This is a genomic window from Amycolatopsis australiensis, assembly GCF_900119165.1.
Lineage (GTDB): Bacteria > Actinomycetota > Actinomycetes > Mycobacteriales > Pseudonocardiaceae > Amycolatopsis > Amycolatopsis australiensis.
The window spans coordinates 5,295,460-5,318,148 of the sequence record NZ_FPJG01000006.1 but is presented as its reverse complement, the minus strand read 5'-3'; the positions used below and the strand labels follow the sequence as shown (position 1 = coordinate 5,318,148).

Here is a 22,689-nt window from a genome sequence, read left to right as displayed (position 1 = left end):
TTGTCAGGCGCTCCCGACCGGTGGGACGAGCCGCTCGCGTGCGTAGGCTCCGATGGCGCGGGCCAGCCACGCCGGCAGCTCCGGGTCGGCCCGCGCGGCCAGCTCGCGTTGCCGGGGATCGGTCACGTAGAGCCCGCCCATCGCGGCGTAGGCCAGGGCCGTCGGCTGCCAGAAGCGGCTCACCGACCGGTGGTGTTCGGCGACGGCGTCGAGCGCGGCGGGGTCCTCCGGCGCCACGCCGGAACGCATGACCCCGGCCAGCCGCCGGAACAGCGCCGCGCTCTGGGCGGCGGCGTGCTCGTAGTCCGCGGTGGTGAACCCCTGCTGAGCGGCCTCGGCGGTGTCGAAGGCCGCCTCGGCGCCCGCGCCGAACGTCTCCCGGTAGGCCTGCCGCATCGCGGCCCCGTCCCGGCGAAGCCCGGCGAAGAACCGCTCCGGGTCGTCGATCCGGGCGTCACCGAGGTCGGCGATCGTCTCCTCGACCGTGGCGATGACCCGGTCGAGGCGGCGGCGCTCGTCCTTCAGCTCGGCCAGGTGCCCGCGCAGCGCGGCCGCCTCGTCGACCTGGTCGCCCAGCACGGCGCCGATCTCGGCCAGGCCGAGCCCGAGCCGCCGCAGCAGCAGGATGCGCTGCAGGCGCAGGAGCTCGGGCCTGCCGTACCAGCGGTAGCCGTTCGCCGCCACCGAAGACGGCGTGAGCAGGCCGATCGCGTCGTAGTGCCGGAGCATCCGCGCCGACACGCCGGACGCCTTGGCGACCTGGCTGATCGAGTACCGCACGCGCCCTACTTTAGGAGTTGACCTTCACACGATGTCAACTTCTACCGTGACGGCCGTGACCACGACCATCACCGGCGCCCGCGTCTTCGACGGCGAGCGCCTCACCGAGCACACCGCCGTGCGCGTCGCGGACGGCCGCATCGCCGCGGTCGGCGACGACACCCTGCTGCGGCCCGGCGACGAGCACGTCGACGCCCGCGGCGCCACCCTGCTGCCCGGCCTGATCGACGCGCACGTCCACCTGCTGCCCGGCGCGCTCCGGCAGGCCCTCACGTTCGGCGTGACGACCGTGCTCGACATGTTCAGCAAGCCGGGCACCGTGCGCGACGCGCTCGCCGAAGCCGCCCGGCCGGACGCGGCCGACGTGCGCTCGTCGAGCGTCGGGGCGACGGCGCCCGGCGGGCACCCGAGCATGATGTACGCGCCGTTCCCGTACGTCACGGGCCCGCGGGACGCCGAGCGGTTCGTCGCCGACCGCGTCGCCGAAGGAGCGGCGCACCTCAAGGTCCTCTACGACGACGGCACCGGCGGGCCGATGCCGATGCCGTCACTGGACGTGCCGACGATCGCCGCGCTGGCCGAGGCCGCCCACCGGGCCGGGCTGCTGGTGGTGGCGCACGTGTCGACCGCCCGCGGGGCCGTGGACCTGCTCCCGGCCGGGGTCGACGTCCTCGCCCACGCGCCGTTCGACGCGCTGGCCGGGCCCCAGGTGGACGCCGTCGCCGCGGCGGGGGTCGCGGTCGTCACGACGCTGTCGGTGGCCGACGGCTTCCCGGACGGCGCCGTGCTGCCGCTGCTCACCGAGCCGGACCTGCTGACCCGGCTCGGTCCGGCCTGGCGCGCGGTCGTGGAGCGGCAGGGGCGGCGCTGGCTGCCGCCGCACCTGCCGGACTTCGCGGTGGCGAAGGACAACGTCCGGCTGCTGCACGAGGCCGGGGTAACGCTGCTGGCGGGCACCGACGCGCCGAACCCCGGCACGGTCCACGGCGCGAGCCTCCACCGGGAGCTGGGACACCTGGTGGCGGCGGGCCTGTCCCCGGCGGCGGCGCTGACCGCGGCGACCGCGGGCCCGGCGGAGGTGTTCGGCCTGCCCGACCGCGGCCGGATCCGGCCCGGGCTCCGCGCGGACCTCGTCCTGGCCGCCGGCCGTCCCGACGAGGACATCGCGCAGGCGCAGCGGCTGGTGGCGGTGTGGAAGCAGGGTGTCCGCGCGGACCTGGACGCCTACGTCGGCTCGGCCGCGGAACAGGACGGCTTGGCGGCGCTGCGGGCCCAGACCGAGAAGGTCGTCGCGGCGGTCCGCTCGCTGCTGCCGGCGGTCGAAGTCCGGCGTGCGGAGGACGACGAGCTGCTGGGCCACGTCCGCCGGAGCGGGCCGCTGTGGGAGCCGGTCACCGTCTTCCACGCGGCGCTGGCCGAACCGGCCGAGCGTGAAGAAGCCGAGGACGTCGTCCGTCGCGACGGGCTCGCCTGCCTGGCCGACCCGTGGTGGGTGGAGGAGGAACCGGGCCGGTGGACGGAGGCGCGCATCCAGGAGGCGCACCCGGACCGGGTGCGCGTGCGGTGGGCCGACCCGCTCGTGGCGCAACCCGCGCACGGGCAGTGGATCGATCCGCGCGCCGTGCGCCTGCGACGGCACCGGCCCTGAACGAGCGTCACTCTTCCGTAGCCGTCGCACGGGCATCGGCGCGGTTAGCCTGACCCGATGAGCGCCGGGATCGTGGCAGCCATCGCGGTCACCGTGATCGCGCTGGTCACGGCGGTCGTGCTCCGGTCGCGGCGGCGGGCGGGCCCGCGGCTGGTGTCCGGGGCCGTTCCGCGTGAACCGCCGTCGGCCGTGCCGCGGGATCCGCTCCTGGCGAAGATCGACGAGACGTTCCGCGCGGGCCGGTTCTGCGTGCTGCTCGGACGCGGCGGCGTCGGCAAGACCCACCTCGCCGCCGCCTACGTCCGGGGCGGGCGCTTCCCCGTGGTGTGGGTGGCCGCGCAGGATCCGGCGAACACCGAGCGCGCCTACGCCGCGCTGGCCGGGCCGTCCTTCGACGCCGAAGCGGGCTTGGCCTGGCTGGACAGTCTCGACGATGCCGTCGTCGTCTTCGACGGCGCGACGGATCCCGACGCGCTGAACCGCTGGCTGCCCGCACGCGCCCGGGTCCTGGTGACGACGACGGTGCCGGACTTCGAGATCCTCGGCGGCACGGTGCCGGTGGGCGGGTTCGGGGAGGCGGAGGCGGTCCGTTTCCTCGAGGCCCGGTCCGGCCGCGCCGCCGGCCCGGACGCGGCCGTCGTCGCCCGGGAGCTGGGGTACCTGCCACTGGCGCTCACGCAGGCGGGCCCGGTGATCCGGGCGACGGGGTTCGCGGCGTACCTCGGCCGGCTCCCGCACGTGCCGCCGCTGGAGCGGGAGCCGGGAGAAGATCACCCGCCCTGTGTCGAGAGCACCGCTCTCGCAGCACTGTCGGCGGTGGGGACCCGGGACAGCCGGGCGCCGGCACTCGCGGAGCTGCTGGCGGTGCTGGCACCGTGGGGAGTGCGACGAGCGCTGCTTCGCCGCGCGGGCCCGGACCCGGTGGCGGTGGACGCGGCCGTGGCCGGTCTGGCGGCGGCGGCGCTCGCCGAGCCGGACGTCAGCGGCGAGGTCGTGACGATGCACCGGCTGACGCAGCGGGCGGTGCTGGGCCGCTTGCACACGCAGGAGCGGCTGGCCGGGGCACTGGACCGCGCGTTCGACGTGGCGGAGACGGCGGGAGAGGAGCTGCCCGCCCACGCGGCGGCGTTGTGGCGCCATTTCCGGGCATTGCCGTCGGCGGAGCTGGCCCCGCGCCTGAGCCGGATGTTGCGGCTGCGGAGGCGTTCGGTGGAGGCACTCCTGACCGAGGGCGCGATCGCCCGGGCGCGCGCCTTGGCGCAGGAGGTGCTGGCGGACCACGAGGCGTACCTGCCGCCGGGCCACGAGGACACGACCCGCGCGGCGGAAGCGCTGCACCGGTCGGGCGTGGTGCCGGACTGATTCCGGCTCGGCGGCGCGGGTGGCCGCTTCGCTGCCCGCCCGGCCGCCCGCCGAAACCGGCCCACCCGGCTCAGCGGCGCCGGGTTCGCAGGTAGTCCCCCACCACCGCCGCACCCAGGCCGTCCAGGTCCGGGGCCACCACCCGTCCTCCCGAGCGGCGGGCGATCACGTCCACGAACGCCGTCAGGCGGGGGTCGTCGCCCAAGCGGAACACCGAGATCGATGCTCCCAGCTTCGCCAGCCTGTCCACTTCGGACAGTGTCTTGTGGAGCGTGCGGGGCTGCGGCGGGTAGTCGAACACCGCTTCGCCGTCCGGTTCCAGGTGCGCCGTCGGCTCGCCGTCCGTCACCATCAGGACCACCGGCTGCGCGTCCGGGTGGCGGCGCAGGTGGCGGCCCGCCAGCAGCAGCCCGTGGTGGGCGTTCGTGCCCTGCTCCCACGCGCCCTCCAGCCCGATCAGCTCCGGCAGCTCCACCGGCGTCGCGTAGCGGCCGAACGTGATCAGCTGCAGCGCATCGTTGCGGAAACGCGTGGTGATCAGCTGGTGCAACGCCAGCGCCGTGCGCTTCATCGGCAGCCAGCGCCCCTCCTGCACCATCGACCACGACGTGTCCACCAGCAGCGCCACCGCCGCGCGCGAGCGGTGCTCGGTCTCCACCACTTCGACGTCCTCGACGTCGAGCCGGACCCGCCGCTCGCCCACCGACACCGACCGCAGCACGGCGTTGCGGATCGTCCGCGGCACGTCCCACGGCTGCATGTCCCCGAACCGCCACGGCCGCGACGCGCCGGTCGGCTCGCCGGCCGCGCCCGCCGACTCCGTCTCCCGCTCGCCCGTCTTGCCGCGCAACGCGTTCACGATGTCGGACAGCGCCGTCTCCCCCAGCCGCCGCAACGCCTTGGGCGACAACCGGAGCGAGCCGTCGGCGGCTCGTTCGAACAGGCCCTGGCGACGCAGCTCACGCTCCAGCTCGGACAGCCGCCGCGCGTCGACGCCGGCGTCCTTGCCGAGCTGGCGCTCCAGGGCCTCCAGGTCGATGTCCTCCAGGCTCGCGCCCGGGTAGGACTGGCTCAGCTGCTCGGCCAGCGCGTCCAGTTCGGCGAGGTCGGCCATCGCCTGCGCGCCTTCGCCCATGCCCAGCGGGTTGTTGCCGCGGAAGCGCTCCGAGCCCGTCCAGTCCTCGCCCGGGCGCGCCGCCCGCAGCTGACTGTCCAATCTGGACAGCTGCTGCGCCAGCCGCGGGTCACCGAACGCCTGCTGGGTCAGCTCCGCCAGTTCCGCGCGCTGCTGCGCGGACATCGAGTTCAGCATCCGCTGCGCGGCCGCCGAGCGCTGCGCCAGCGCGTCGATCAGTTCCTCGACGTCGCGCGGGTTCTCCGGGAAGAACTCGCCGTGCTTGCGCATGAACTCGGCGAAGCGCCGCTGGACGTCCTCCGCGCCGCTCGCGTGCGCTTCGAGCAGGTCGTTGAGGTCGGAGAGCATCTCGTTGATCCGCTCGACGTCCTCGGGCCCGGCGTTCTGCAGCGCCTGCTTCATGCCCTGGAACCGCGACTCCATCAGCTCCTGGCCGAGCAGGTCCCGGATCTTCCGGTAGTTCTCCCGCCCTTGCCCGGAGCGCCAGTCGTAGTTCGCCAGCTCGTTGACGGCGGCCGCGGTACCCTGCGGCAGCGCGTCCAGCTGGGCCTCGCGGAAGCGGGCTTCGTCGTCGGGGTCCGGGAACAGCTCGCGCCGTTCCGCGTCGAGGGCCTCCTGCAGCAGGCGCTGGACTTCCTGCAGGGTGCCGTCGAGGTTGTTGCGGCGCTGGATCTGCGACCGCCGCTGCCACAGGCGCCGGGTCAGCTCGTCCAGGCCCGCGGTGCGCTCGGTGCCGCGCCGCAGCAGTTCCTCCAGCGCGGATCGCGGCGACGCCCCGGCCATCACGTCGCGGCCGATCTCGTCGAGCGCGTCGCGCAGGTCGGCCGGTGGCGCGAGCGGGTCCGGCCCGTCGTGCCACGGGCCGTAGGAGTAGCCGTCGGGAAGCGGGACCGCGGTCATCGGCCGTAGACGGTCGTCGCGTCATCGGAGTCCTTGGCCAGCCGCCGCGCCAGGAACAGCGATTCGAGGGCGAGTTCGACGGCGGCCGCGATCCGCCCGGCGGGCTCGTCGGGGGCTACGCCGGCGCGTGACGCGACCTCGTGCAGCACCGGCAGTTCCGGCAGCGCCGCGAGGACGTCCTTGGCCGGGACGCGTTCGCCGGTGGCGACCAGGTGGCCTTCCTCGACGGCGTCGGCCAGCGGGCGCAGGTCGAGCCCGGCGAAGCGGCCGCGCGCGGTTTCGGCGATCGCCCGGCGCATCAGGTGCACGAGGTGCTCGATCTCGCGGCCCTCTTCGCCCGGCTCGAACTCGATCTTGCCGCGCAGGACCGACGGGACGGCGTCCAGGTCGACCGGCCGCGCCACCGCGGGCTCTTCGCCGGTCAGCGCCGAGCGCCGCAAGGCCGCGGCGGCGACGGTCTCCGCCGCGGCGACGGCGAAGCGCGCCGACACGCCGGAGCGCTGGTCGATGACCGTCGATTCGCGCAGGTTCCGGACGAACCGGGCGAGGACCTCCAGCAGCGGCTCGCCGACCTCGGCGACGAGGTTGGCCTCCTGCTTGACGACCGCCACCTCCGCCTCCACATCCAGGGGGTAGTGGGTGCGGATCTCGGCGCCGAAGCGGTCTTTCAGCGGGGTGATGATCCGGCCGCGGTTGGTGTAGTCCTCGGGGTTCGCGGTGGCGACGAGCAGGACGTCCAGCGGCAGCCGCAGCGTGTAGCCGCGGACCTGGATGTCGCGCTCCTCCATCACGTTGAGCAGCGCGACCTGGATGCGTTCGGCGAGGTCGGGCAGCTCGTTGATGGCGACGATGCCGCGGTGGGCGCGCGGGACCAGGCCGAAGTGGATGGTTTCGGGGTCACCGAGGCTGCGGCCTTCGGCCACCTTGACCGGGTCGACGTCGCCGATCAGGTCACCGACCGACGTGTCGGGCGTGGCGAGCTTTTCGGTGTAGCGCTCGGAGCGGTGACGCCAGGCCACGGGCAGGTCGTCGCCCAGCTCGGCGGCCCGGCGGATCGACGCGGGCGTGATCGGCTGCAGCGGGTGTTCCCCCAGCTCGGAGCCCTCGATGACAGGGGTCCACTCGTCGAGCAGGCCGGCGAGGGTGCGCAACAGGCGGGTCTTGCCCTGGCCGCGTTCGCCGAGCAGGACGACGTCGTGCCCCGCCAGCAGCGCGCGTTCCAGCTGCGGCAGCACGGTACGGGAGAACCCGACGATGCCGGGCCAGGCGTCCTCACCGTTCTTCAGCGCGGTCAGCAGGTTGTCGTGGATCTCTTGCGCGATCGGGCGCGGCTCGTACCCGGCCGCGCGCAGGGCCCCGGCGGTGCGGGGAAGAGCCTCTGGAACTGCGTTCACCCGTTCGACGCTACTGCCGGATCGGCGGTGCGTCGACGTGGAGCGACTCCAGCGTGGGCGCGCGCCGCCCGGGCGGGCCGGACCGGTAAAATGGGGCGTCGTGTGCCGTCCCAGTGCGACTTTCGCCGTCTGGTCCGCCGCGTGGCTGAACGGAGCCGCCGCGTCCGACGATGTGCTCGACGCCCTGCTCGCGTGGGGTGAAGCCCACGACGTCGTGGCCGCCGACGCGGCCGCGGCGGAGGCGTTCGCGCTCCCGCTGGCCTTCAACCGGGCGGCGACGCCGGTCCAGCTGCTGATGGCGCTGCGTTCGCAAGGAGCGAAAAGCCTCCAGCTGGTGCTCCCGGTGGCGGGTGATGTCCGCGGCCTCGGCGGCGGTGGCCCGTTCACCGAGGCGGCGCTGCGCGCGGGCGACGCGGTGGTGCTGGCCGAACTCGGGTTCGGGCTGGTGCCGGAGCCGGTCGCGGAAGGGCTGATGCGCTGGACGGTGTATTCGCTGTCTTCGCCCGCGTCGGTGGAGTATTTCGGGCTGGGCGAAGCCGAGCACGGGCTGACGGACGCGATCCGGGCGAGCGCGGGCGCGTTGCAGGCGCTGGACGTGGCTTCCGACCGGCCGGGCGTGCGCGCGGAGCTGTCGGCGCACCTGCGGTCGCGGCCGGAGGTCGACTGGCCGGCGGGCACGCCCGGGCGCGCGTTGCGAGTGCTGCAGCGGGCGGAGGAGATCGCGGCGATCCTGGCGATCGCGTCGTCGGACGACCCGGGCGGGGCGTTGTCGGCTTCGGCTTCGACGCTGCGGGCCCAGGCGCTGCGGCCGCTGTCGAACGCGGTCCGCACGGCCCGATGCGCGGCGGTCAACGAAGCCGTGCGGGTCTTCGCGGAATCCGCGGCTCGCGAGGGCTGAGCCTCAAGCGCCCCAAGGCGGCCTTGGTTGCGTCTCACGCACCGAAGGCCGCCTTCGTTGCGTCTCACGCACCGAAGGCCACATTGGGGCGCGGGTCAGCGGGCCGGGCGCTTGGCCGGCTCGCAGCACCCGAGGGCGCACGGCGCGCCGTTGACCGTGCAGCCCGCCGCCGGGAACGGGGACAGCTTGCGCGGCGGCACGCCGTGCGTGTGCTCGCGGATCAGCTCCACCACCAGCTCCGCGAACCGCGGGTCCGATCCCGCCGTCGCCGCCCGGGCGAACGCCATTCCGTGCTCCGCCGCCCGTTCGGCCGCTTCGTTGTCCAGGTCCCAGATCACCTCCAGGTGGTCCGAGACGAACCCGATCGGCGACACGACCACGCCGCGGACGCCCGACGCGTGCAGCGCGTCGATGTGGTCGACGATGTCCGGCTCCAGCCACGGCACCTGCGGCGGCCCGGACCGCGACTGCCACACGACGTCGTACTCCGTGATGCCCGCTTCCGCCGCGACCAGACGCGCCGCTTCGGCGATCTGGCGCGAGTACCGGCGGCCGCCTTCGCCGGGCGGGCCGGACGCCAGGTCCGCGCTCTCCGGCACCGAGTGCGCCGTGAACACCGTGCGCACCCCCGGCACGTCGCCCAGCGAAGCGTGCGCCGCGCGCAGGCCGTCCGCCACCGCCGAGACGAACAGCGGGTGGTCGAAGAACTGCCGGATCTTCACCAGTTCGGGGGCGTCCGGGCCGGCCGCCGCGCGGGCGCGCTCGATGTCCTCGTCGTACTGGCGGCACGCCGAGTAGCCGCCGTACGCGCTCGTCGGGAACACCAGCACCCGCCGGGCGCCGGACGCCGTCAGCGCCGCCAGGGTGTCCTCGACCATCGGGTGCCAGTTGCGGTTGCCGAAGTGCACCGGCAAGTCCATGCCGGCGGCCGAGAGCTGCTTCTCGACGGCGGCCATCGCGTCGCGGTTCAGCTTGTTGATCGGTGAGACGCCGCCGAAGTGCTGGTAGTGCTCGGCCACCTCCAGCAGGCGCTCCCGCGGCACGCCCCGGCCCCGGGTCACGTTCTCGAGGAACGGCATGACGTCGTCCGGCCCTTCCGGGCCGCCGAAGGAAAGCCACAGCAACGCGTCGTATCCCACCCCCGTCATCTTGCCGATGTGGCGCCCCGCACGCTGACGCGACCCCGTTGTGAATCGTTCAGTCCAAAACTCTGCTATGGTGCTCACATGGCCAGGCCACGCGAGTTCGACGAGACCACCGCGGTCGAGAACGCGATGCACGCGTTCTGGGAGCACGGCTACGAGGCGACGTCCACGCAGGACCTGTGCGAGGCCACCGGACTCGGGCGCAGCAGCGTCTACAACACCTTCAGCAGCAAGCGGGCGCTGTTCCGGCGTTCCCTGGCGCACTACACGACCACCCAGCTGGCCAAGCGCCAGGCGATCCTCGACGGTCCGGGGACCGCGGCCGAGCGGATCGCGAAGGTCCTCGACGCCGCCGTCGAGGACGACCTGGAGACCCGGCGGCGCGGGTGCCTCGTCGTCAACACGCTCGCCGAACTGGGGCTCCCGGACGACGAAGTGGGCGCGGCGCTGCGTCACGACACCGAACAGAACCTGGCCATGTTCACCGAGTGCGTCCGCGAAGGCGTGCTCGACGGCAGCCTCCGGGACGGCCTCGACCCGGCCGACGTGGCCGAGTTCCTGCTCAGCACCACCTCCGGCCTGCGGGTGATGGCCCGCCGCGGCACGAGCCGCGAAGCCATGCACGCCGTCGCGGACCTCGCGCTCGCCGCCATCACGCGCTGAGCGAAGCACCGCACACGCCCAGCCTTGCCCGAATTTTGTACTGATCAATACATAATTGAGGAGGACCCGTGCCCCTGGCCGTCTTCGTCCTTGGGCTCAGCGTGTTCGCGTTGGGCACGTCCGAGTTCATGATCACCGGCCTGCTCCCCGGGATGGCCGCCGACCTGGGGGTCAGCATCCCCGACACCGGGCTGCTGATCTCCGCCTTCGCCATCGGCATGGTCGTCGGCGCGCCCCTGCTGGCGATCGGCACCCTGCGCCTCCCCCGCCGCCGGACGCTGCTGGCGCTGCTCGGCGTGTTCGTCGCGGCGCACGTCGTCGGCGCCCTCGCGGACGGCTACGCCCTGCTCTTCGCGACGCGGGTCGTGGCGGCACTCGCCTGCGCCGGCTTCTGGGCCGTGGCCGCGGCGACGACGATCGCGCTCGTGCCCGTCGACCGGCGTGGCCGGGCGATGGCCGTGCTCGTCGGCGGGCTGACCGTCGCCAACATCGCCGGGGTGCCCGCCGGGACGTTCCTGGGCCAGCACGCCGGCTGGCGGACGGCGTTCTGGGCGGTGGCCGCGGTGACCCTGGTGGCGGTGGCCGGCGTGGCGGCGCTGGTGCCGGAGACGACCGGCGACGCGGTGAGCGTCCGCGGCGAGCTGCGGCTGTACCGGCGCGGCCGGGTCTGGCTCGCGCTCGGCGTGATCGCCTTGTGCCAGGCCATGATCTTCGCCGCGTTCAGCTACCTCGCACCCCTGCTGACCGAGACCGACGGCCTGCCGGAACGCTGGGTGCCGGGCGTGCTCGCGCTGTTCGGCGTCGGCGCGCTGCTGGGCATCAGCGCGGCCGGCCGGCTGGCCGACCGGCGGCCGTTCGCCACCCTCTACGGCAGCGTCGGGCTCGCGCTGGCCGCCCTGTTCGTGCTGGCTCTGACGACCGACACGGTGGTGGCCGTCGCGGCGGTGCTGGTCTTCGGGGTGGCCGGCTTCGGCGCCAACCCGGCGCTCAACGTGCGGACCTACCAGGTCGCCGGGGACGCGCCGACCCTCGTCGGAGCCAGCACGACCTCGGCGTTCAACGTCGGCAACACGGTCGGCCCGTGGCTCGGCGGTGTCGCGATCGACGCCGGGCTCGGCTTCCCGAGCGTCGCCTGGACCGGGATCGCCCTCGGCGCGGCGACGCTGGCCGCGCTCACGGTCGCCGCCGCCGTCCAGCGCGGCGACGACCGGGAGCCGGTGGCCGTGTGAGGGCTCAGATGCCGAGGGCGTGGACCCCGCCGTCGACCATGATCATCGAGCCCGTCGTGGCGGGAAGCCAGTCCGACAGCAGCGCGCAGACACTCTTCGCGGTCGGGTCCGGGTCCGAGCTGTCCCAGCCGAGCGGCGCGCGGTCGCCCCAGCCGTCTTCCAGCTCCGTGAAGCCCGGGATCGACTTCGCGGCCATGGTCTTCATCGGGCCGGCGCTGACCAGGTTGACCCGGATGCCCTGCGGGCCCAGCTCCTTGGCCAGGTACCGGTTGACCGACTCGAGCGCGGCCTTCGCGACACCCATCCAGTTGTAGACCGGCCACGCGACGCGGGCGTCGAAGTCCATGCCGACGATCGAGGAACCGCGGCCCAGCAGCGGCAGGCACGCCTTCGCCAGCGACATGAAGGAGTACGACGAAACCTCGACGGCGGTCTTGACGTCCTCGGCGGGCGCGTCCATGAACGGCGCGCCGAGGCAGCTCTGCGGCGCGAAGCCGATCGAGTGCAGCACACCGTCGAGGCCGTCGACGTGCTCGCGGACGCGGCCGGCCAGCGAGGCCAGGTGCTCCTGGTTCGTCACGTCCAGCTCCAGCACCGGCGCTTCCTTCGGCAGCCGCTTCGCGATGGTCTTGACCAGCGACATGCGGCCGAAGCCGGTCAGCACCACGGTCGCGCCCTCCTGCTGGGCGATCTTGGCCGCGTGGAAGGCGAGCGAGGCGTCGGTGATGATGCCGGTGATCAGCAGCCGCTTGCCTTCGAGCAGTCCGGGCACGGGTCCTCCAAGCTTGGGTTCGGGTGGAACGGGAATCAGTGGCCGAGGCCGAGGCCGCCGTCGACGGGCAGCACGGCACCGTTGACGTAGCCGGCTTCGTCGGAGGCCAGGTAGCGCACGGCGGCGGCGATCTCCGACGGCTCGGCGTACCGGCCGGAAGGCACCTGGGCGAGGATCTCCTTCTTGCGGTCCTCGGGCAGCTCGTCGGTCATGTCGGTGTGCACGAACCCGGGCGCGACGACGTTCGAGGTGATGTTGCGCGAGCCGAGCTCCCGCGCCAGCGAACGCGCGAAGCCGACCAGACCCGCCTTCGACGCGGCGTAGTTGGCCTGGCCGGCGGAGCCGGAGAGGCCGACGACCGACGAGATGAAGATGAACCGTCCCCACTTGCCGCGCAGCATGCCGCGCGAAGCCCGCTTGGCCACGCGGTAGGCGCCGGTGAGGTTGGCGTCGATGACGCGCTCGAACTGCTCGTCGCTCATCCGCATGAGGAGCGTGTCGTCGGTGAGGCCGGCGTTGGAGACGAGGATCTCGACCGGGCCCTGGTGCTCCTCGACGAGCTTGAAGGCGGCGTCGACCTGCTCGGTGTCGGTGACGTCGGCCTGCACGCCGAAGAGGCCCTCGGGGGCCCCGGAACCACGGTGGGTGACGGCGACCTGGTGCCCCTGCGCGGCGAGGTCCCGGGCGATCGCCAGACCGATGCCCCGGTTGCCCCCGGTGACCAGAACCGACCGTCCCACAGTGTTCTCCCTCTTCGTGAACGTGCGCTGATGTCGCGCACGAGGTTATCGGCAGCACCGCCGCGCCGCGCACCCGCGCCCGGGGTGCCGGTCGTCGTCCCGAGCACGTGTCAGGACGACGGCAGAACTCAACCAAAGAACGCACCGGTAACCAACGGTCACCGATGCGTTCTTCCACACAACTCGCGGGTAACGTGCGATGGGGACCACAGCGGGGTCACGGCGACGGCTCGTGGCCGGCGATCGCATTCCCGAGGGCCGGCCGTGTCGCAGGGCAGGCACATCGTTGTTGGTCCGCTGGGTAAGTGGGACCATGGCGTCGTGGTCGACAGGACAAGCGGAGTCCCAGCCTTCGTCCGGCCATCGGCGGCCATCCGGCGCATCGCGCCATCCCGGCTCTCCCGCGAGGCCCGCGAGCGCAACCGCGGCGCGTTCCTCGCCGACGCCGCCGCAGGTGGCTTCGAGGCGTCGACGTCCGCCGAGATCCGCTTCGAACCGGCCGGCGCACGCGTGGCCGGCCACCTCGCCGTCGACGAAGGGACCGAGGTCACCGTTCGCGACCGCGTGATGCGCGCCGACGGAGTGGTCGTCCAACTCGCCGTGTCCCGGCTCCCGCGTGAACTGACGCGCGACACCGCGATCGAAAACGTCGACACCGGACCGGGCGGCACGTATGCACGGCTGGAGGAGGCCGGCCACGAGATCGGCTCGTTCGCCGAGCACGTCGGCGCGCGGATGCCGACGCCCGCCGAGGCGACGCGGCTCCAGCTGAGCGACGGCGTAGCGGTCATCACCGTCACCCGCATCGCGTACGCCGTCGGCGGCACGCCGCTGGAGATGAACGACATGGTGCTCGCCGCCGACCGCTACGAACTGTCCTACGAGTGGCCGGCCGGCTAGCTTGCCGTACCGCCCGGATCCGCTCCCGGAGTCATCGTCCTAAGCGCGTGTTAGGAACTCCCCTCCGGCCTTGCCGCTCACCCCCTCGTTGGTCACCGTGAGTCGCGACACAGGAGGTCGACGATGACAACCCGGATCAGCGGCTCCGCCGGTGGGGCCGTCAGTGAAAAGCGCGTTGTCGGCAACGTGCTGCGCGGCTCGATCGGCAACTTGATCGAGTGGTACGACTGGTACGCCTATGCCGCGTTCACCACCTACTTCGCCAAGTCCTTCTTCCCCACCACGGACACCACGGCCGCTTTCCTGGGGACCGCCGCCGTGTTCGCCGTCGGGTTCCTCATGCGGCCGCTCGGCGGGTGGATGCTCGGCCGGTTCGCCGACCGGTTCGGCCGCCGCAGCGCGCTCGTGCTCTCCGTGACCTTCATGGCCGGTGGCTCGCTGCTCATCGCCGTCACGCCCAGCTACCACACCATCGGGATCGCCGCGCCGATCCTGCTGCTCATCGCCCGGCTCGTGCAGGGCCTGTCCGTCGGCGGCGAGTACTCCACCTCGGCGACCTACCTGTCCGAAGTGGCCACTCCCGGCAAGCGCGGCTTCTACTCCAGCTTCCAGTACGTGACGCTCTACGGCGGCCAGCTGCTGGCCCTCGGCCTGCAGCTCGTCCTGCAGGCGATCCTCACCGAGCAGCAGCTGACGGCCTGGGGCTGGCGGATCGCTTTCGTGGTCGGGACGATCGCCGCGCTGACGGTCATGTGGCTGCGCCGCGGCATGGACGAGTCCGAGAGCTACCGGCGCGAGGCGGAAGAAACCAAGGGCGAACGCGGCACGCTGCGCGCGCTGGCCAAGTACCCCAAGGAGATCGCCCTCGTCGTCGGCCTCACCCTCGGCGGCACGGTCGGCTTCTACACCTTCGCCACCTACAGCCAGAAGTTCCTCGAGAACACCGCCCACATCCCGCGCCGGCAGGTCACCGTCGTGCTCTTCTGCGCGATCCTGGTCGCGGCGATCCTGCAGCCCGTCGCCGGCCGGCTTTCCGACCGGATCGGCCGCCGCCCGCTGCTGCTGTTCTTCGGCATCGGCGGCACGCTGCTCACCGTCCCGCTGATGACGGTCATGGGCTCGACCCGCAACCCCGTCGGCGCGTTCTTCCTCGTGCTGGCCGGGCTGGTGATCGTCGCCGGATACACCTCGATCAACGCGATCGTGAAGGCCGAGCTGTTCCCGACGAAGATCCGCGCGCTCGGGGTCGGGCTGCCGTACGCGCTGACCGTGGCGATCTTCGGCGGCACCGCCGAGCTGATCGCGCAGGCGCTCAAGAGCGCCGGGCACGAACCGGTGTTCTTCTGGTACGTCGCGGGCTGTGTGCTGGTCTCCCTCATCGTCTACGGCACAATGCGGGAAACCTCGAAGACCTCCGAGCTGGAAGAACGCCCGGAAGAACGCTGAGAAAGGATGGCCGTGCGCGTGCTCCTCGTCGAAGACGACGCGGGGGTCGCGGGCGCGCTCGCCGAGTCGCTGCACGCGCGCGGCCATCCGGTCACCCTGGTCGGCCGCGGGGCCGACGCGCTGCACCGGCACCGCGACGCCGACCTCGTCCTGCTCGACCTGGGCCTGCCCGATTTCGACGGGCTCGACGTGCTCCGCAAGATCCGGGCCGTGTCGCCGGTGCCGGTGATCGTGCTCACCGCCCGCGGCGACGAACGGTCCGTCGTGCGCGGCCTGCGGCTCGGCGCCGACGACTACCTGACCAAACCGGTGCGGCTGGCCGAGCTGCTGGCCCGGATGGACGCCGTCGTGCGGCGCGCGGTGGCCCGCGACGCCCCGGCCGAAGAGGTCGTGCACGTCGAAGACGTCGAGATCGACCTCGGCGCCCGGCGGGTGCTCGTCGCCGGGCGCGACGCCGGGCTGACCACGAAGGAGTTCGAGATCCTGGCCGTGCTCGCCGCCCGGCCGGGCACCGCGGTCAGCCGCCAGCAGCTGATGGACGAGGTCTGGGGCGACGCGTACCTGGCGGTGTCGCGCTCGCTCGACGTGCATCTGACGCAGCTGCGCGCGAAGCTCGACCGGCCGGGGTTGCTCACCACCATCCGCGGTTTCGGCTACCGGCTCGGCCGGGACTGACCGGTGCGCACCCGGCTGCTGGTGGTCCTGGTCGCGCTGGCGCTCGCGGTCGTCGCCGCGTTCGCCGTGCCGCTGCTCGGCGCCACCGCCGACCAGCGCACCCAGCAGCTGGTCATCGCGCGCACCGCCGACGTCGACCGGTTCGTCGTGCTGGCCCAGCAGGCCGTCGACACGCGCGACCCGGCCGCCCTCGTAGCCGACGCGGCCCGCTACGCCGAGCTGTACGGCGAAGGCGTCGTCATCGTCGACGCCCGGCGCGTGCCGCTGGTGCAGGCGGGCGGGCTGACCGCCGCCGACCCGGCGGTGCACGCGCTGATCGAGGCGACGATGCGCAACGAGCCGGCGCCGCGGGTCGGCCGGCTCGCGCCGTGGTCGGCCGATCCCGCGTACTTCGCACGCCCGGTGGGCACCGGCACCCGCGTGTCCGGCGTCGTCGTGCTGCGGGCGTCGGTCGCGGCGGCCGCCGCGGACGTCGCCGCCCGCTGGAGCACCGTCGCCGCCGGGGCGCTGCTGGTCGCCGTGGTGTTCGTGCTGCTCGCCGTGCTGCTGGCCCGGTGGATGGTGCGGCCGCTGCACGAACTGGAGACCGGGGTGCTGGCCGTCGCCGCCGGGCATCGCGCGCACGTTCCCGAACGCGCCGGGCCCCGCGAGCTGCGCGTGCTCGCCAAGGAGGTCAACCGGATGTCCGAGGCCGTGCTGGAGGCCGCGGAGCAGCAGCACCGGCTCGTCGCCGATGCCTCGCACCAGCTCCGCAACCCCATGGCGGCGCTGCGGTTGCGCGTCGACTCGCTGGCCGCCCGGATCGAGGGCGACGACACGACCTACCGGGCCACCGTCGCCGAAGTCGAACGTCTCGAAAAGCTTCTGGACGGGTTGCTGGCCCTCGCTTTGGCCGAGAGCACCGCCACGCGCGTCGCGGCCGGCGGCGCCGACGAGGCGTGCGACCTCGCGGCCGTGCTCGCGGAACGCGTCGACGCCTGGCGCCCGGCCGCCGAAGACGCCGGCGCGGTCATCGTGCCGCCGCCCGGGCACGCCGAGCCGGTGATCGTGCGGTGCCCGGAAGGCGAGCTGGCTCAGGTCCTCGACGTGCTGCTGGACAACGCCGTGCACTACGCCGGCCACGGCGCGACGATCACGACGGGCTGGGAAACCGGCGCGGAAACGGCGACCCTGGTCGTCTCCGACGACGGTCCCGGACTGTCCGAAGAGGACCGCGCCAGGGCGACCGAGCGGTTCTGGCGCGCGGGCGGGGAAGGCGCGCCGCGCGGGACCGGGCTCGGGCTGGCCATCGCGCAGCAGCAGGTGCGCACCCGCGGCGGCGTCCTCGACCTGCGCCAGGCCGACCCGCACGGCCTCGAAGTCCGCGTCACGCTGCCGCTGCGGGAGGTGCCGCGATGACGCTCACCCGCCGCACCGCGCTGCTCGGCGGCCTCGGGCTCGCCGTGGCCGGCTGCTCGGCGGCCGGCTACGGCGGCCCGGACCGGGCGGTCACCATCGCGGCCGGCGAGCCCGGCGGCTTCTACCTGGCCTTCGCCGAGCTGCTCTCCGCCGAGCTGAGCCGCGCCGAGCCGCGGCTGCACGCGACCGCCGTGCCGACCGAGGCCAGCGTGGCCAACGTCGACCTGGTGCGCCGCGGGCAGGCCGACCTCGGTCTGGTGCTCGCCGACGTCGCCCAGACGGCCCTGACCGGCGGGGCGCCCTTCACCGGGAAGGTGCCGCTGCTGGCGCTGGGGCGCGTCTACGAGAACTACCTGCAGCTGGTCGTGCGGGCGGACGGGCCGGTGCGCCGGCTCGCCGACCTGGCGGGCCGTCCGGTGTCGCTCGGCGCGAACGGATCGGGCGCGGCCCAGCTCGGCGAGCGCCTGTTCGGGAAGGCCGGGGTGCCGGTCGAAGCGCGCCACCTGCTCTTCGACGACGCCGTCCGCGCGCTGGCCGGACGGCGGATCGACGCCATGCTGTGGTCCGGCGGCGTGCCGACGCCGAAGCTCGCGGACCTCGCCCGCGCGACCCCGATCGCCCTGCTGCCCCTGGATTCGGTGGTGCCCGCGCTGCGTGCCGCGTACGGGCCGGTGTACGACCAGGTCCAGGTCCCCGACGGCGCGTACCGCGGTGTCGGCGCGGCGGGCACGATCGGCGTGGCCAACCTGCTGGTCTGCTCCCCCGCGCTGCCGGACGACGTCGCCGCGGCCGTGGTCCGGGTGCTCGTCGAGCGGGCCACCGCGCTGGTGCCCGCGGAGGCGGTCGGGACGCAGTTCTTGGACGTGCGCACGCTGATCGGCACCCAGCCGGTGCCGCTGCAGCCCGGAGCGGCGGCCGCGTACCGGGCGCTGCACGGCTGAACTAGATTGGGCGCGTGACCGAACCCCGCCGCCCGATCGTCGAGATGCCGCTGCGCGTGCGCTACCACGAGTGCGACGGCCAGGGCATCGTCTTCAACGCTCACTACCTGGCCTATGTGGACATGTGCGCGTTCGAGGCGGAGAAGACGCTGTTCGGCTCGCACGACGCCTTCCTGGCCCACGGCGCGGACGTCGTGGTGGCGGAGGCGAACCTCAAGTTCCGCGCCCCCGCCCGCTACGACGAGGAACTGGTCGTTTCGCAGTACCTCGACCACCTCGGGACGACGTCGCTGATCTTCGACTTCGAGATCCACCGCGGGGAAACCCCGCTGCTGGCGGCGAACCTGCGGTACGTGTTCATCGACCCGGCGACCCTGCGGCCCGCCGCGCCCCCGGACGCGGTCCGCGAGGTGTACGCGGCCCTGCTCGAGGCCTGAGCCGTGTTCCGCGTTCTCTTCTACCACCCGGAAATCCCGCCGAACACGGGCAACGCGATCCGGCTCGCGGCCAACACGGGCTGCGAGCTGCACCTGGTCGAGCCGCTCGGCTTCACGTTGGAGGACAAGCAGCTGCGCCGGGCCGGGCTCGACTACCACGACCTGGCGCGCGTGCACGTCCACGCCGACCTGTCCGCGGCCTGGGAAGTGCTGCTGCCGGCGAAGGTCTACGCGTTCAGCGCGTCGGCGACGCGGCTGTACACCGATGTCGCGTATGGGCCCGGGGACGTGCTGATGTTCGGGCCGGAGTCGGTGGGACTGCCCGCTTCGGTGCAGGCAGCGCCGGAGGTGACCGATCGCGTGCGGCTGCCGATGCTGCCGACGAGCCGGTCCCTGAACCTCGCCAACACCGCGGCCATCACGGTGTACGAAGCCTGGCGCCAGAACGGCTTCGCGATCCCCTGAGCGCCGTCCGGTAGGTTCGCCGGATGCGACAGCAGTTCCTGGGGGCGCTCATCGGCGCCGCGTTCGGTACGGTGTTCGTCCTGGTCAACGCCGGTCCGCCGGTGCCGGCCGCGCTCGGCTGGGTGCTGCGCGCGTTCGCCGTGCTCGCGCTCGCCGCGGTGGTGGTGCTCGGTCTGCGCGCGGGCGGCCGGCCCACCCTCGAAGGCAGGCCGATGTTCGGGCCGGGCTACCGGGTGATCGTCGCCGCCGAGGTCGTGCTGCTCGTCGTCGGATTCTTCGTGCTGCGCCTGCTCGACGCGCCGGTGCAGGCGAACGTCGCGTGGATCGCCACGATCGTCGGCGTCCACTTCGTCGCGCTCGCTTCGGCGTGGCAGACCCGGTCGATCCTCGTGGTCGGGGTGGTGCTGACGGTGCTCGGCGTGGCCGGTCTCGCCCTGCTGGGCAGCGCCCCGGCGTGGGTGCCGTTCGTCAGCGGCGTGCTCTCCGGGGTGACCCTGCTCGGCGGAAGCCTCTACGGCGTCCGCCGAGCCTGAGTCATGGGAGTCGCTGGCCGAGGAACAAGCCGGCCGCGGCGCCCAGCATGAGCAGCAGCGTCCCGACGATCACCCACGGCTTGCTCGCGTCGGCGTCTTTCAGCTCGTAGCCGATCTGCTCGCCGAGGTCCGCGTAGACCTTCTTCAGCTCTTCGGCGCTGGCCGCCTTGTAGAACTCGCCGCCGGACAGCCGCGCGATCTCGCGCAGCGACTCGTCGTCGACGCTCACCGGCTGGGCCTTGCCGTCGATGTCGACCGAGCCGTGGGTGGTGCCGAACGAGATCGACGAAATCGGCACCCCGGCCTGCTTCGCCGCCTGCGCCGCCGTGTAGCCGCCGCGTGCCGCGTACAGGTCCTCGGGGACGGTCTGCTTCCCGTCGGACATCAGCACGATCCGGGCCGGCGGCGGGCCGTCGGCTCCGCCCACGACGCTGGAGAAGCTCTCCACCGACTGCAACGCCGCGAAGATGCCCTCCCCGGTCGCCGTCGACTGCGCCAGCTTGAGGTTCTCGATCGCCTTGATCACGCCGTTGCGGTCGGTGGTCGGGTTGACCAGCACCGTCGCCGTGCCGGCGAACGAGATCAGGCCCAGGTTGATGCCCGGGGTCATGTTCTGCGCGAACTGCGTCGCCGCTTCCTGGGCCGCCTTGAGCCGGGTCGGCGCGACGTCGGTGGCCTCCATCGACAGCGACACGTCGATCACCAGCATCACGGTGGCCCGGTTGCGCGGCACCTTCTGCTCGGCGGTCGGCCCGGCCAGCGCGACGGTGAGGACCAGCAGCGACAGCACGATCAGCACCGCCGGCAGGTGCCGGGTCCAGCCCTGGCTCTTCGGCGCGACCTTCTCCAGGAGGTCGAGGTTCGCGAACCGCATGGTCCGCTTGCGCCGCGCCCGCTGCGCGAGCACGTATCCGACGGCGACCGCCGCGACGGCGATCAGCAGCAGGAACCACCAAGGCGCGGTGAAGCCCGTCAAGCTCATGCGCACACCTCGCCGACGCCCGGTGCGGCCTGAGCCGGCAGCGCTGTGTCGAATGGTTCGGTCGCAAGCTCCCTCACGCGACACCTCCCGACCAGCGGCGCTTGCGGGCGACGACGAACCGCACCATGTCGGCGATCCAGTCGGCGTCCGTGCGCAACGTCAGGTGCGCCGCCCCCGCGCGCCGCAGGCCGGCCGCCACCTGCTGCCGGTGGGCGTGGGCCGCGGCCCCGAACTCCTTGCGCAGCAAGGCCGACGCGTGCACTTCGCGCTGTCTCCCGGTCTCCGGATCGGCGAGCACGACCGTGCCGACCTCGGGCAGGTCGACGTCGCGCGGGTCGAGGACTTCGATCGCGATCAGCTCGTGCCGCCCGCCCAGCGCCCGCAGCGGCCGCTCCCAGGAGGTGTCGCCCAGGAAGTCCGAGATCACCACGGCCAGGCCACGGCGGCGCGGCGGACGGCGCAGCGCTTCCAAAGCGGCAGCGAAGTCACCGCGCGTGCCCTCGGGCGCCCGCGGGGTCTCGGCCACCTTCCGCACCAGCCCGCGGGCGTGCGCCAGGCCGCCGCGCGCCGGGATGCGGGTCGTCTCCGCGCCGGTGGAGATCAACGCGCCGATCCGGTTGCCGCCGCCCCCGGTCAGGTGCGCGACCGCCGCGACGGCGCAGACCACCAGGTCGCGCTTCTCGCACAGCGCGGTCCCGAAGTCGAGGCTGGCCGAGAGGTCGGCGACCACCCACGTCTCCAGCTCGCGGTCCGCCACCGTCTCGCGGATGTGCGGGGTGGTCGTGCGGGCGGTGACCGCCCAGTCCATCCGGCGGACGTCGTCGCCGGGCTGGTAGGGACGCGCCTCGCCGGGCTCGGACCCCGGCCCCGGCACCAGGCCGAGGTGGTTGCCCTGCAGCAGCCCGTCGAGCCGGCGGCGGACGTCGAGCTCCAGCGTCCGGAGCCCGGCCTCCAGCCGGTCGCCCCGCAGGATGGGGGGCGCCCACGAAGGGCGGGTGCCCTTCTCGTTCTTCGCCATCGCCGGGTTACCTGACCGGCGCGCCCGCCGGGACCGGGCCGCCCTGGCCCGGCCCGCCCTGCGGCCGGGCCGAGACCTGCGGCAACGGCACGGTCTGCAGCACGCGCGTGATGATGTGGTCGATGGGCACACCGTCGGCGAGCGCGTCGTAGGACAGCACGAGCCGGTGGCGCAGCACGTCCGGTACCACGTCGACGACGTCCTGCGGCAGCACGTAGTCCCGGCCGCGGACCAGCGCCAGCGCCCGCGCGGCGGCGATGATGCCGAGGCTCGCCCGCGGCGAGGCGCCGTAGGACACCCAGCCGGCGACGTCGGCGAGGCCGTGTTCGTTCGGCGTGCGGGTGGTCAGCACGAGCCGCACGACGTAGTCGACCAGGGCGTGGTGCACGAACACTTGCGACGCGACGCCCTGCAGCCGGACCAGCTCGGCCGGGCTGAGCACCTCGTGCGGGGTGGGCGGCGTGACGCCCATCCGGTAGATGATCTCGCGCTCCTCCTCGGCGGAAGGGTACTCGACGACGATCTTGAACAGGAAGCGGTCGCGCTGGGCTTCCGGCAGCGGGTACACGCCCTCGTTCTCGATCGGGTTCTGGGTGGCCAGCACGAGGAACGGGTCGGGCATCGGGAACGTCTGCCCGCCGATCGACACGTGCCGCTCGGCCATCACCTCGAGCATCGCCGACTGGACCTTGGCCGGCGCGCGGTTGATCTCGTCGGCGAGCACGAAGTTGGCCACGACCGGGCCGAGCTCGACGTCGAACCGCTCGGCGCCCTGGCGGTAGATGCGGGTGCCGAGGATGTCCGCGGGCACCAGGTCGGGCGTGAACTGCACGCGGGAGAACGAGCCGCCGACGACCCGGGCGAACGTCTCCACCGCCAGGGTCTTCGCCACGCCGGGCACGCCTTCGAGCAGCAGGTGGCCCTTGGCCAGCAGGCCGACCAGCATCCGTTCGACCAGCCGGTCCTGGCCGACGATGATCCGCTTGACCTCGAACACGGTCCGCTCCAGCAACTGGGCGTCCCGGGCCGGCGTCGCGGGCTGCTGCCCGTTCCCGCCCTCGGCGTAGCCGGGCTCGGTCACTCTGCCTCCTCGAAAGTTCGTGCGCCGCCCCCGCGACGGTGATCACGCGGTGCGACCGTACTGCGTCCCCCGGCCGTCCGTCCCTCCGGCACGCGGACGCACGGGGTGCCCCGTCAGTAGCCAACACCCACCCCGGTGTGACATCTG

22 protein-coding genes are annotated in these 22,689 nt (G+C 73.4%); 13 read left to right on the top strand and 9 right to left on the bottom strand.

The window, feature by feature from the left end; translation table 11 throughout:
- Nucleotides 1-3: 3 nt before the first annotated feature.
- On the bottom strand, nucleotides 4-780 hold the full coding sequence (locus tag BT341_RS26210; RefSeq protein WP_072478808.1) for a MerR family transcriptional regulator: 777 nt from the start codon (nucleotides 778-780) through the stop codon (nucleotides 4-6).
- 55 nt (nucleotides 781-835) lie between these two features.
- Between BT341_RS26210 and BT341_RS26205 the strand changes: the two genes are divergently transcribed.
- Together BT341_RS26205 and BT341_RS26200 are read left to right on the top strand one after the other, a co-directional pair.
- Nucleotides 836-2,428: an amidohydrolase family protein gene (locus tag BT341_RS26205; protein WP_245805105.1), complete on the top strand. Its 1,593-nt coding sequence runs from the start codon at nucleotides 836-838 to the stop codon at nucleotides 2,426-2,428.
- 57 nt (nucleotides 2,429-2,485) lie between these two features.
- Nucleotides 2,486-3,790, top strand: coding sequence for a hypothetical protein (locus tag BT341_RS26200; protein ID WP_072478806.1), 1,305 nt, complete (start codon nucleotides 2,486-2,488; stop codon nucleotides 3,788-3,790).
- Nucleotides 3,791-3,860: 70 nt separating this feature from the next.
- On the opposite strand, the gene BT341_RS26195 is transcribed toward BT341_RS26200, so the two are convergent.
- Nucleotides 3,861-5,825 carry a vWA domain-containing protein gene (locus BT341_RS26195; protein ID WP_072478805.1) on the bottom strand — a complete coding sequence of 655 codons (1,965 nt, stop codon included), beginning with the start codon at nucleotides 5,823-5,825 and terminating at the stop codon, nucleotides 3,861-3,863.
- On the bottom strand, nucleotides 5,822-7,219 hold the full coding sequence (locus tag BT341_RS26190) for an ATP-binding protein (protein WP_072478804.1): 1,398 nt from the start codon (nucleotides 7,217-7,219) through the stop codon (nucleotides 5,822-5,824). The genes BT341_RS26195 and BT341_RS26190 overlap by 4 nt, the downstream gene beginning before the upstream one ends.
- Nucleotides 7,220-7,319: 100 nt before the next feature.
- Here BT341_RS26190 and BT341_RS26185 point away from each other — a divergent pair, with 100 nt between their 5' ends.
- Nucleotides 7,320-8,117 carry a hypothetical protein gene (locus tag BT341_RS26185; RefSeq protein WP_072478803.1) on the top strand — a complete coding sequence of 266 codons (798 nt, stop codon included), beginning with the start codon at nucleotides 7,320-7,322 and terminating at the stop codon, nucleotides 8,115-8,117.
- A 95-nt stretch (nucleotides 8,118-8,212) separates the two neighbouring features.
- Here the strand turns inward: BT341_RS26185 and BT341_RS26180 are convergent, their stop codons facing one another.
- Nucleotides 8,213-9,256 (bottom strand): ferrochelatase, encoded by a 1,044-nt coding sequence (locus BT341_RS26180; RefSeq protein WP_072478802.1) that lies wholly within the window; start codon nucleotides 9,254-9,256, stop codon nucleotides 8,213-8,215.
- Between the two features lie 87 nt (nucleotides 9,257-9,343).
- Between BT341_RS26180 and BT341_RS26175 the strand changes: the two genes are divergently transcribed.
- On the top strand, nucleotides 9,344-9,925 hold the full coding sequence (locus tag BT341_RS26175) for a TetR/AcrR family transcriptional regulator (protein WP_072478801.1): 582 nt from the start codon (nucleotides 9,344-9,346) through the stop codon (nucleotides 9,923-9,925).
- A gap of 68 nt (nucleotides 9,926-9,993) precedes the next feature.
- Nucleotides 9,994-11,154 carry a Cmx/CmrA family chloramphenicol efflux MFS transporter gene (locus BT341_RS26170; RefSeq protein ID WP_072478800.1) on the top strand — a complete coding sequence of 387 codons (1,161 nt, stop codon included), beginning with the start codon at nucleotides 9,994-9,996 and terminating at the stop codon, nucleotides 11,152-11,154.
- A gap of 4 nt (nucleotides 11,155-11,158) precedes the next feature.
- Here the strand turns inward: BT341_RS26170 and fabI are convergent, their stop codons facing one another.
- The gene (gene fabI / locus BT341_RS26165) at nucleotides 11,159-11,926 is read right to left on the bottom strand and encodes an enoyl-ACP reductase FabI (protein ID WP_072478799.1); all 768 of its coding nucleotides are present in this window, start codon (nucleotides 11,924-11,926) and stop codon (nucleotides 11,159-11,161) included.
- A 35-nt stretch (nucleotides 11,927-11,961) separates the two neighbouring features.
- Entirely contained in the window at nucleotides 11,962-12,666 is a 705-nt protein-coding gene (gene fabG / locus BT341_RS26160; protein WP_072478798.1) for a beta-ketoacyl-ACP reductase, read from the bottom strand.
- A 297-nt stretch (nucleotides 12,667-12,963) separates the two neighbouring features.
- Here fabG and BT341_RS26155 point away from each other — a divergent pair, with 297 nt between their 5' ends.
- The 8 genes from BT341_RS26155 to BT341_RS26120 all read left to right on the top strand — a co-directional run bounded on the left by BT341_RS26155 (nucleotide 12,964) and on the right by BT341_RS26120 (nucleotide 19,461).
- Nucleotides 12,964-13,566 carry a GntR family transcriptional regulator gene (locus BT341_RS26155; RefSeq protein WP_425426492.1) on the top strand — a complete coding sequence of 201 codons (603 nt, stop codon included), beginning with the start codon at nucleotides 12,964-12,966 and terminating at the stop codon, nucleotides 13,564-13,566.
- A 123-nt stretch (nucleotides 13,567-13,689) separates the two neighbouring features.
- Complete coding sequence (locus tag BT341_RS26150) at nucleotides 13,690-15,012, top strand: MFS transporter (protein ID WP_072478797.1); 1,323 nt, start codon at nucleotides 13,690-13,692, stop codon at nucleotides 15,010-15,012.
- A gap of 6 nt (nucleotides 15,013-15,018) precedes the next feature.
- Complete coding sequence (locus BT341_RS26145) at nucleotides 15,019-15,687, top strand: response regulator transcription factor (protein ID WP_072478796.1); 669 nt, start codon at nucleotides 15,019-15,021, stop codon at nucleotides 15,685-15,687.
- A gap of 3 nt (nucleotides 15,688-15,690) precedes the next feature.
- Nucleotides 15,691-17,085 (top strand): sensor histidine kinase, encoded by a 1,395-nt coding sequence (locus BT341_RS26140; protein ID WP_072478795.1) that lies wholly within the window; start codon nucleotides 15,691-15,693, stop codon nucleotides 17,083-17,085.
- The gene (locus BT341_RS26135; RefSeq protein ID WP_072478794.1) at nucleotides 17,082-18,026 is read left to right on the top strand and encodes a TAXI family TRAP transporter solute-binding subunit; all 945 of its coding nucleotides are present in this window, start codon (nucleotides 17,082-17,084) and stop codon (nucleotides 18,024-18,026) included. Before BT341_RS26140 ends, BT341_RS26135 begins: the two co-directional genes overlap by 4 nt.
- A gap of 14 nt (nucleotides 18,027-18,040) precedes the next feature.
- Entirely contained in the window at nucleotides 18,041-18,463 is a 423-nt protein-coding gene (locus BT341_RS26130; protein ID WP_072478793.1) for an acyl-CoA thioesterase, read from the top strand.
- 3 nt (nucleotides 18,464-18,466) lie between these two features.
- Nucleotides 18,467-18,928, top strand: coding sequence for a tRNA (cytidine(34)-2'-O)-methyltransferase (locus tag BT341_RS26125; protein WP_072478792.1), 462 nt, complete (start codon nucleotides 18,467-18,469; stop codon nucleotides 18,926-18,928).
- A 23-nt stretch (nucleotides 18,929-18,951) separates the two neighbouring features.
- The gene (locus tag BT341_RS26120) at nucleotides 18,952-19,461 is read left to right on the top strand and encodes a hypothetical protein (RefSeq protein WP_072478791.1); all 510 of its coding nucleotides are present in this window, start codon (nucleotides 18,952-18,954) and stop codon (nucleotides 19,459-19,461) included.
- Nucleotide 19,462: 1 nt separating this feature from the next.
- Here the strand turns inward: BT341_RS26120 and BT341_RS26115 are convergent, their stop codons facing one another.
- The 3 genes from BT341_RS26115 to BT341_RS26105 all read right to left on the bottom strand — a co-directional run bounded on the left by BT341_RS26115 (nucleotide 19,463) and on the right by BT341_RS26105 (nucleotide 22,542).
- Complete coding sequence (locus BT341_RS26115; protein ID WP_072478790.1) at nucleotides 19,463-20,443, bottom strand: VWA domain-containing protein; 981 nt, start codon at nucleotides 20,441-20,443, stop codon at nucleotides 19,463-19,465.
- A gap of 73 nt (nucleotides 20,444-20,516) precedes the next feature.
- Entirely contained in the window at nucleotides 20,517-21,461 is a 945-nt protein-coding gene (locus tag BT341_RS26110) for a DUF58 domain-containing protein (protein ID WP_072478789.1), read from the bottom strand.
- Nucleotides 21,462-21,468: 7 nt separating this feature from the next.
- A complete protein-coding gene (locus tag BT341_RS26105) occupies nucleotides 21,469-22,542 on the bottom strand; it encodes an AAA family ATPase (RefSeq protein WP_072478788.1) in 1,074 nt (357 codons plus the stop codon).
- Between the last annotated feature and the right edge of the window lie 147 nt (nucleotides 22,543-22,689).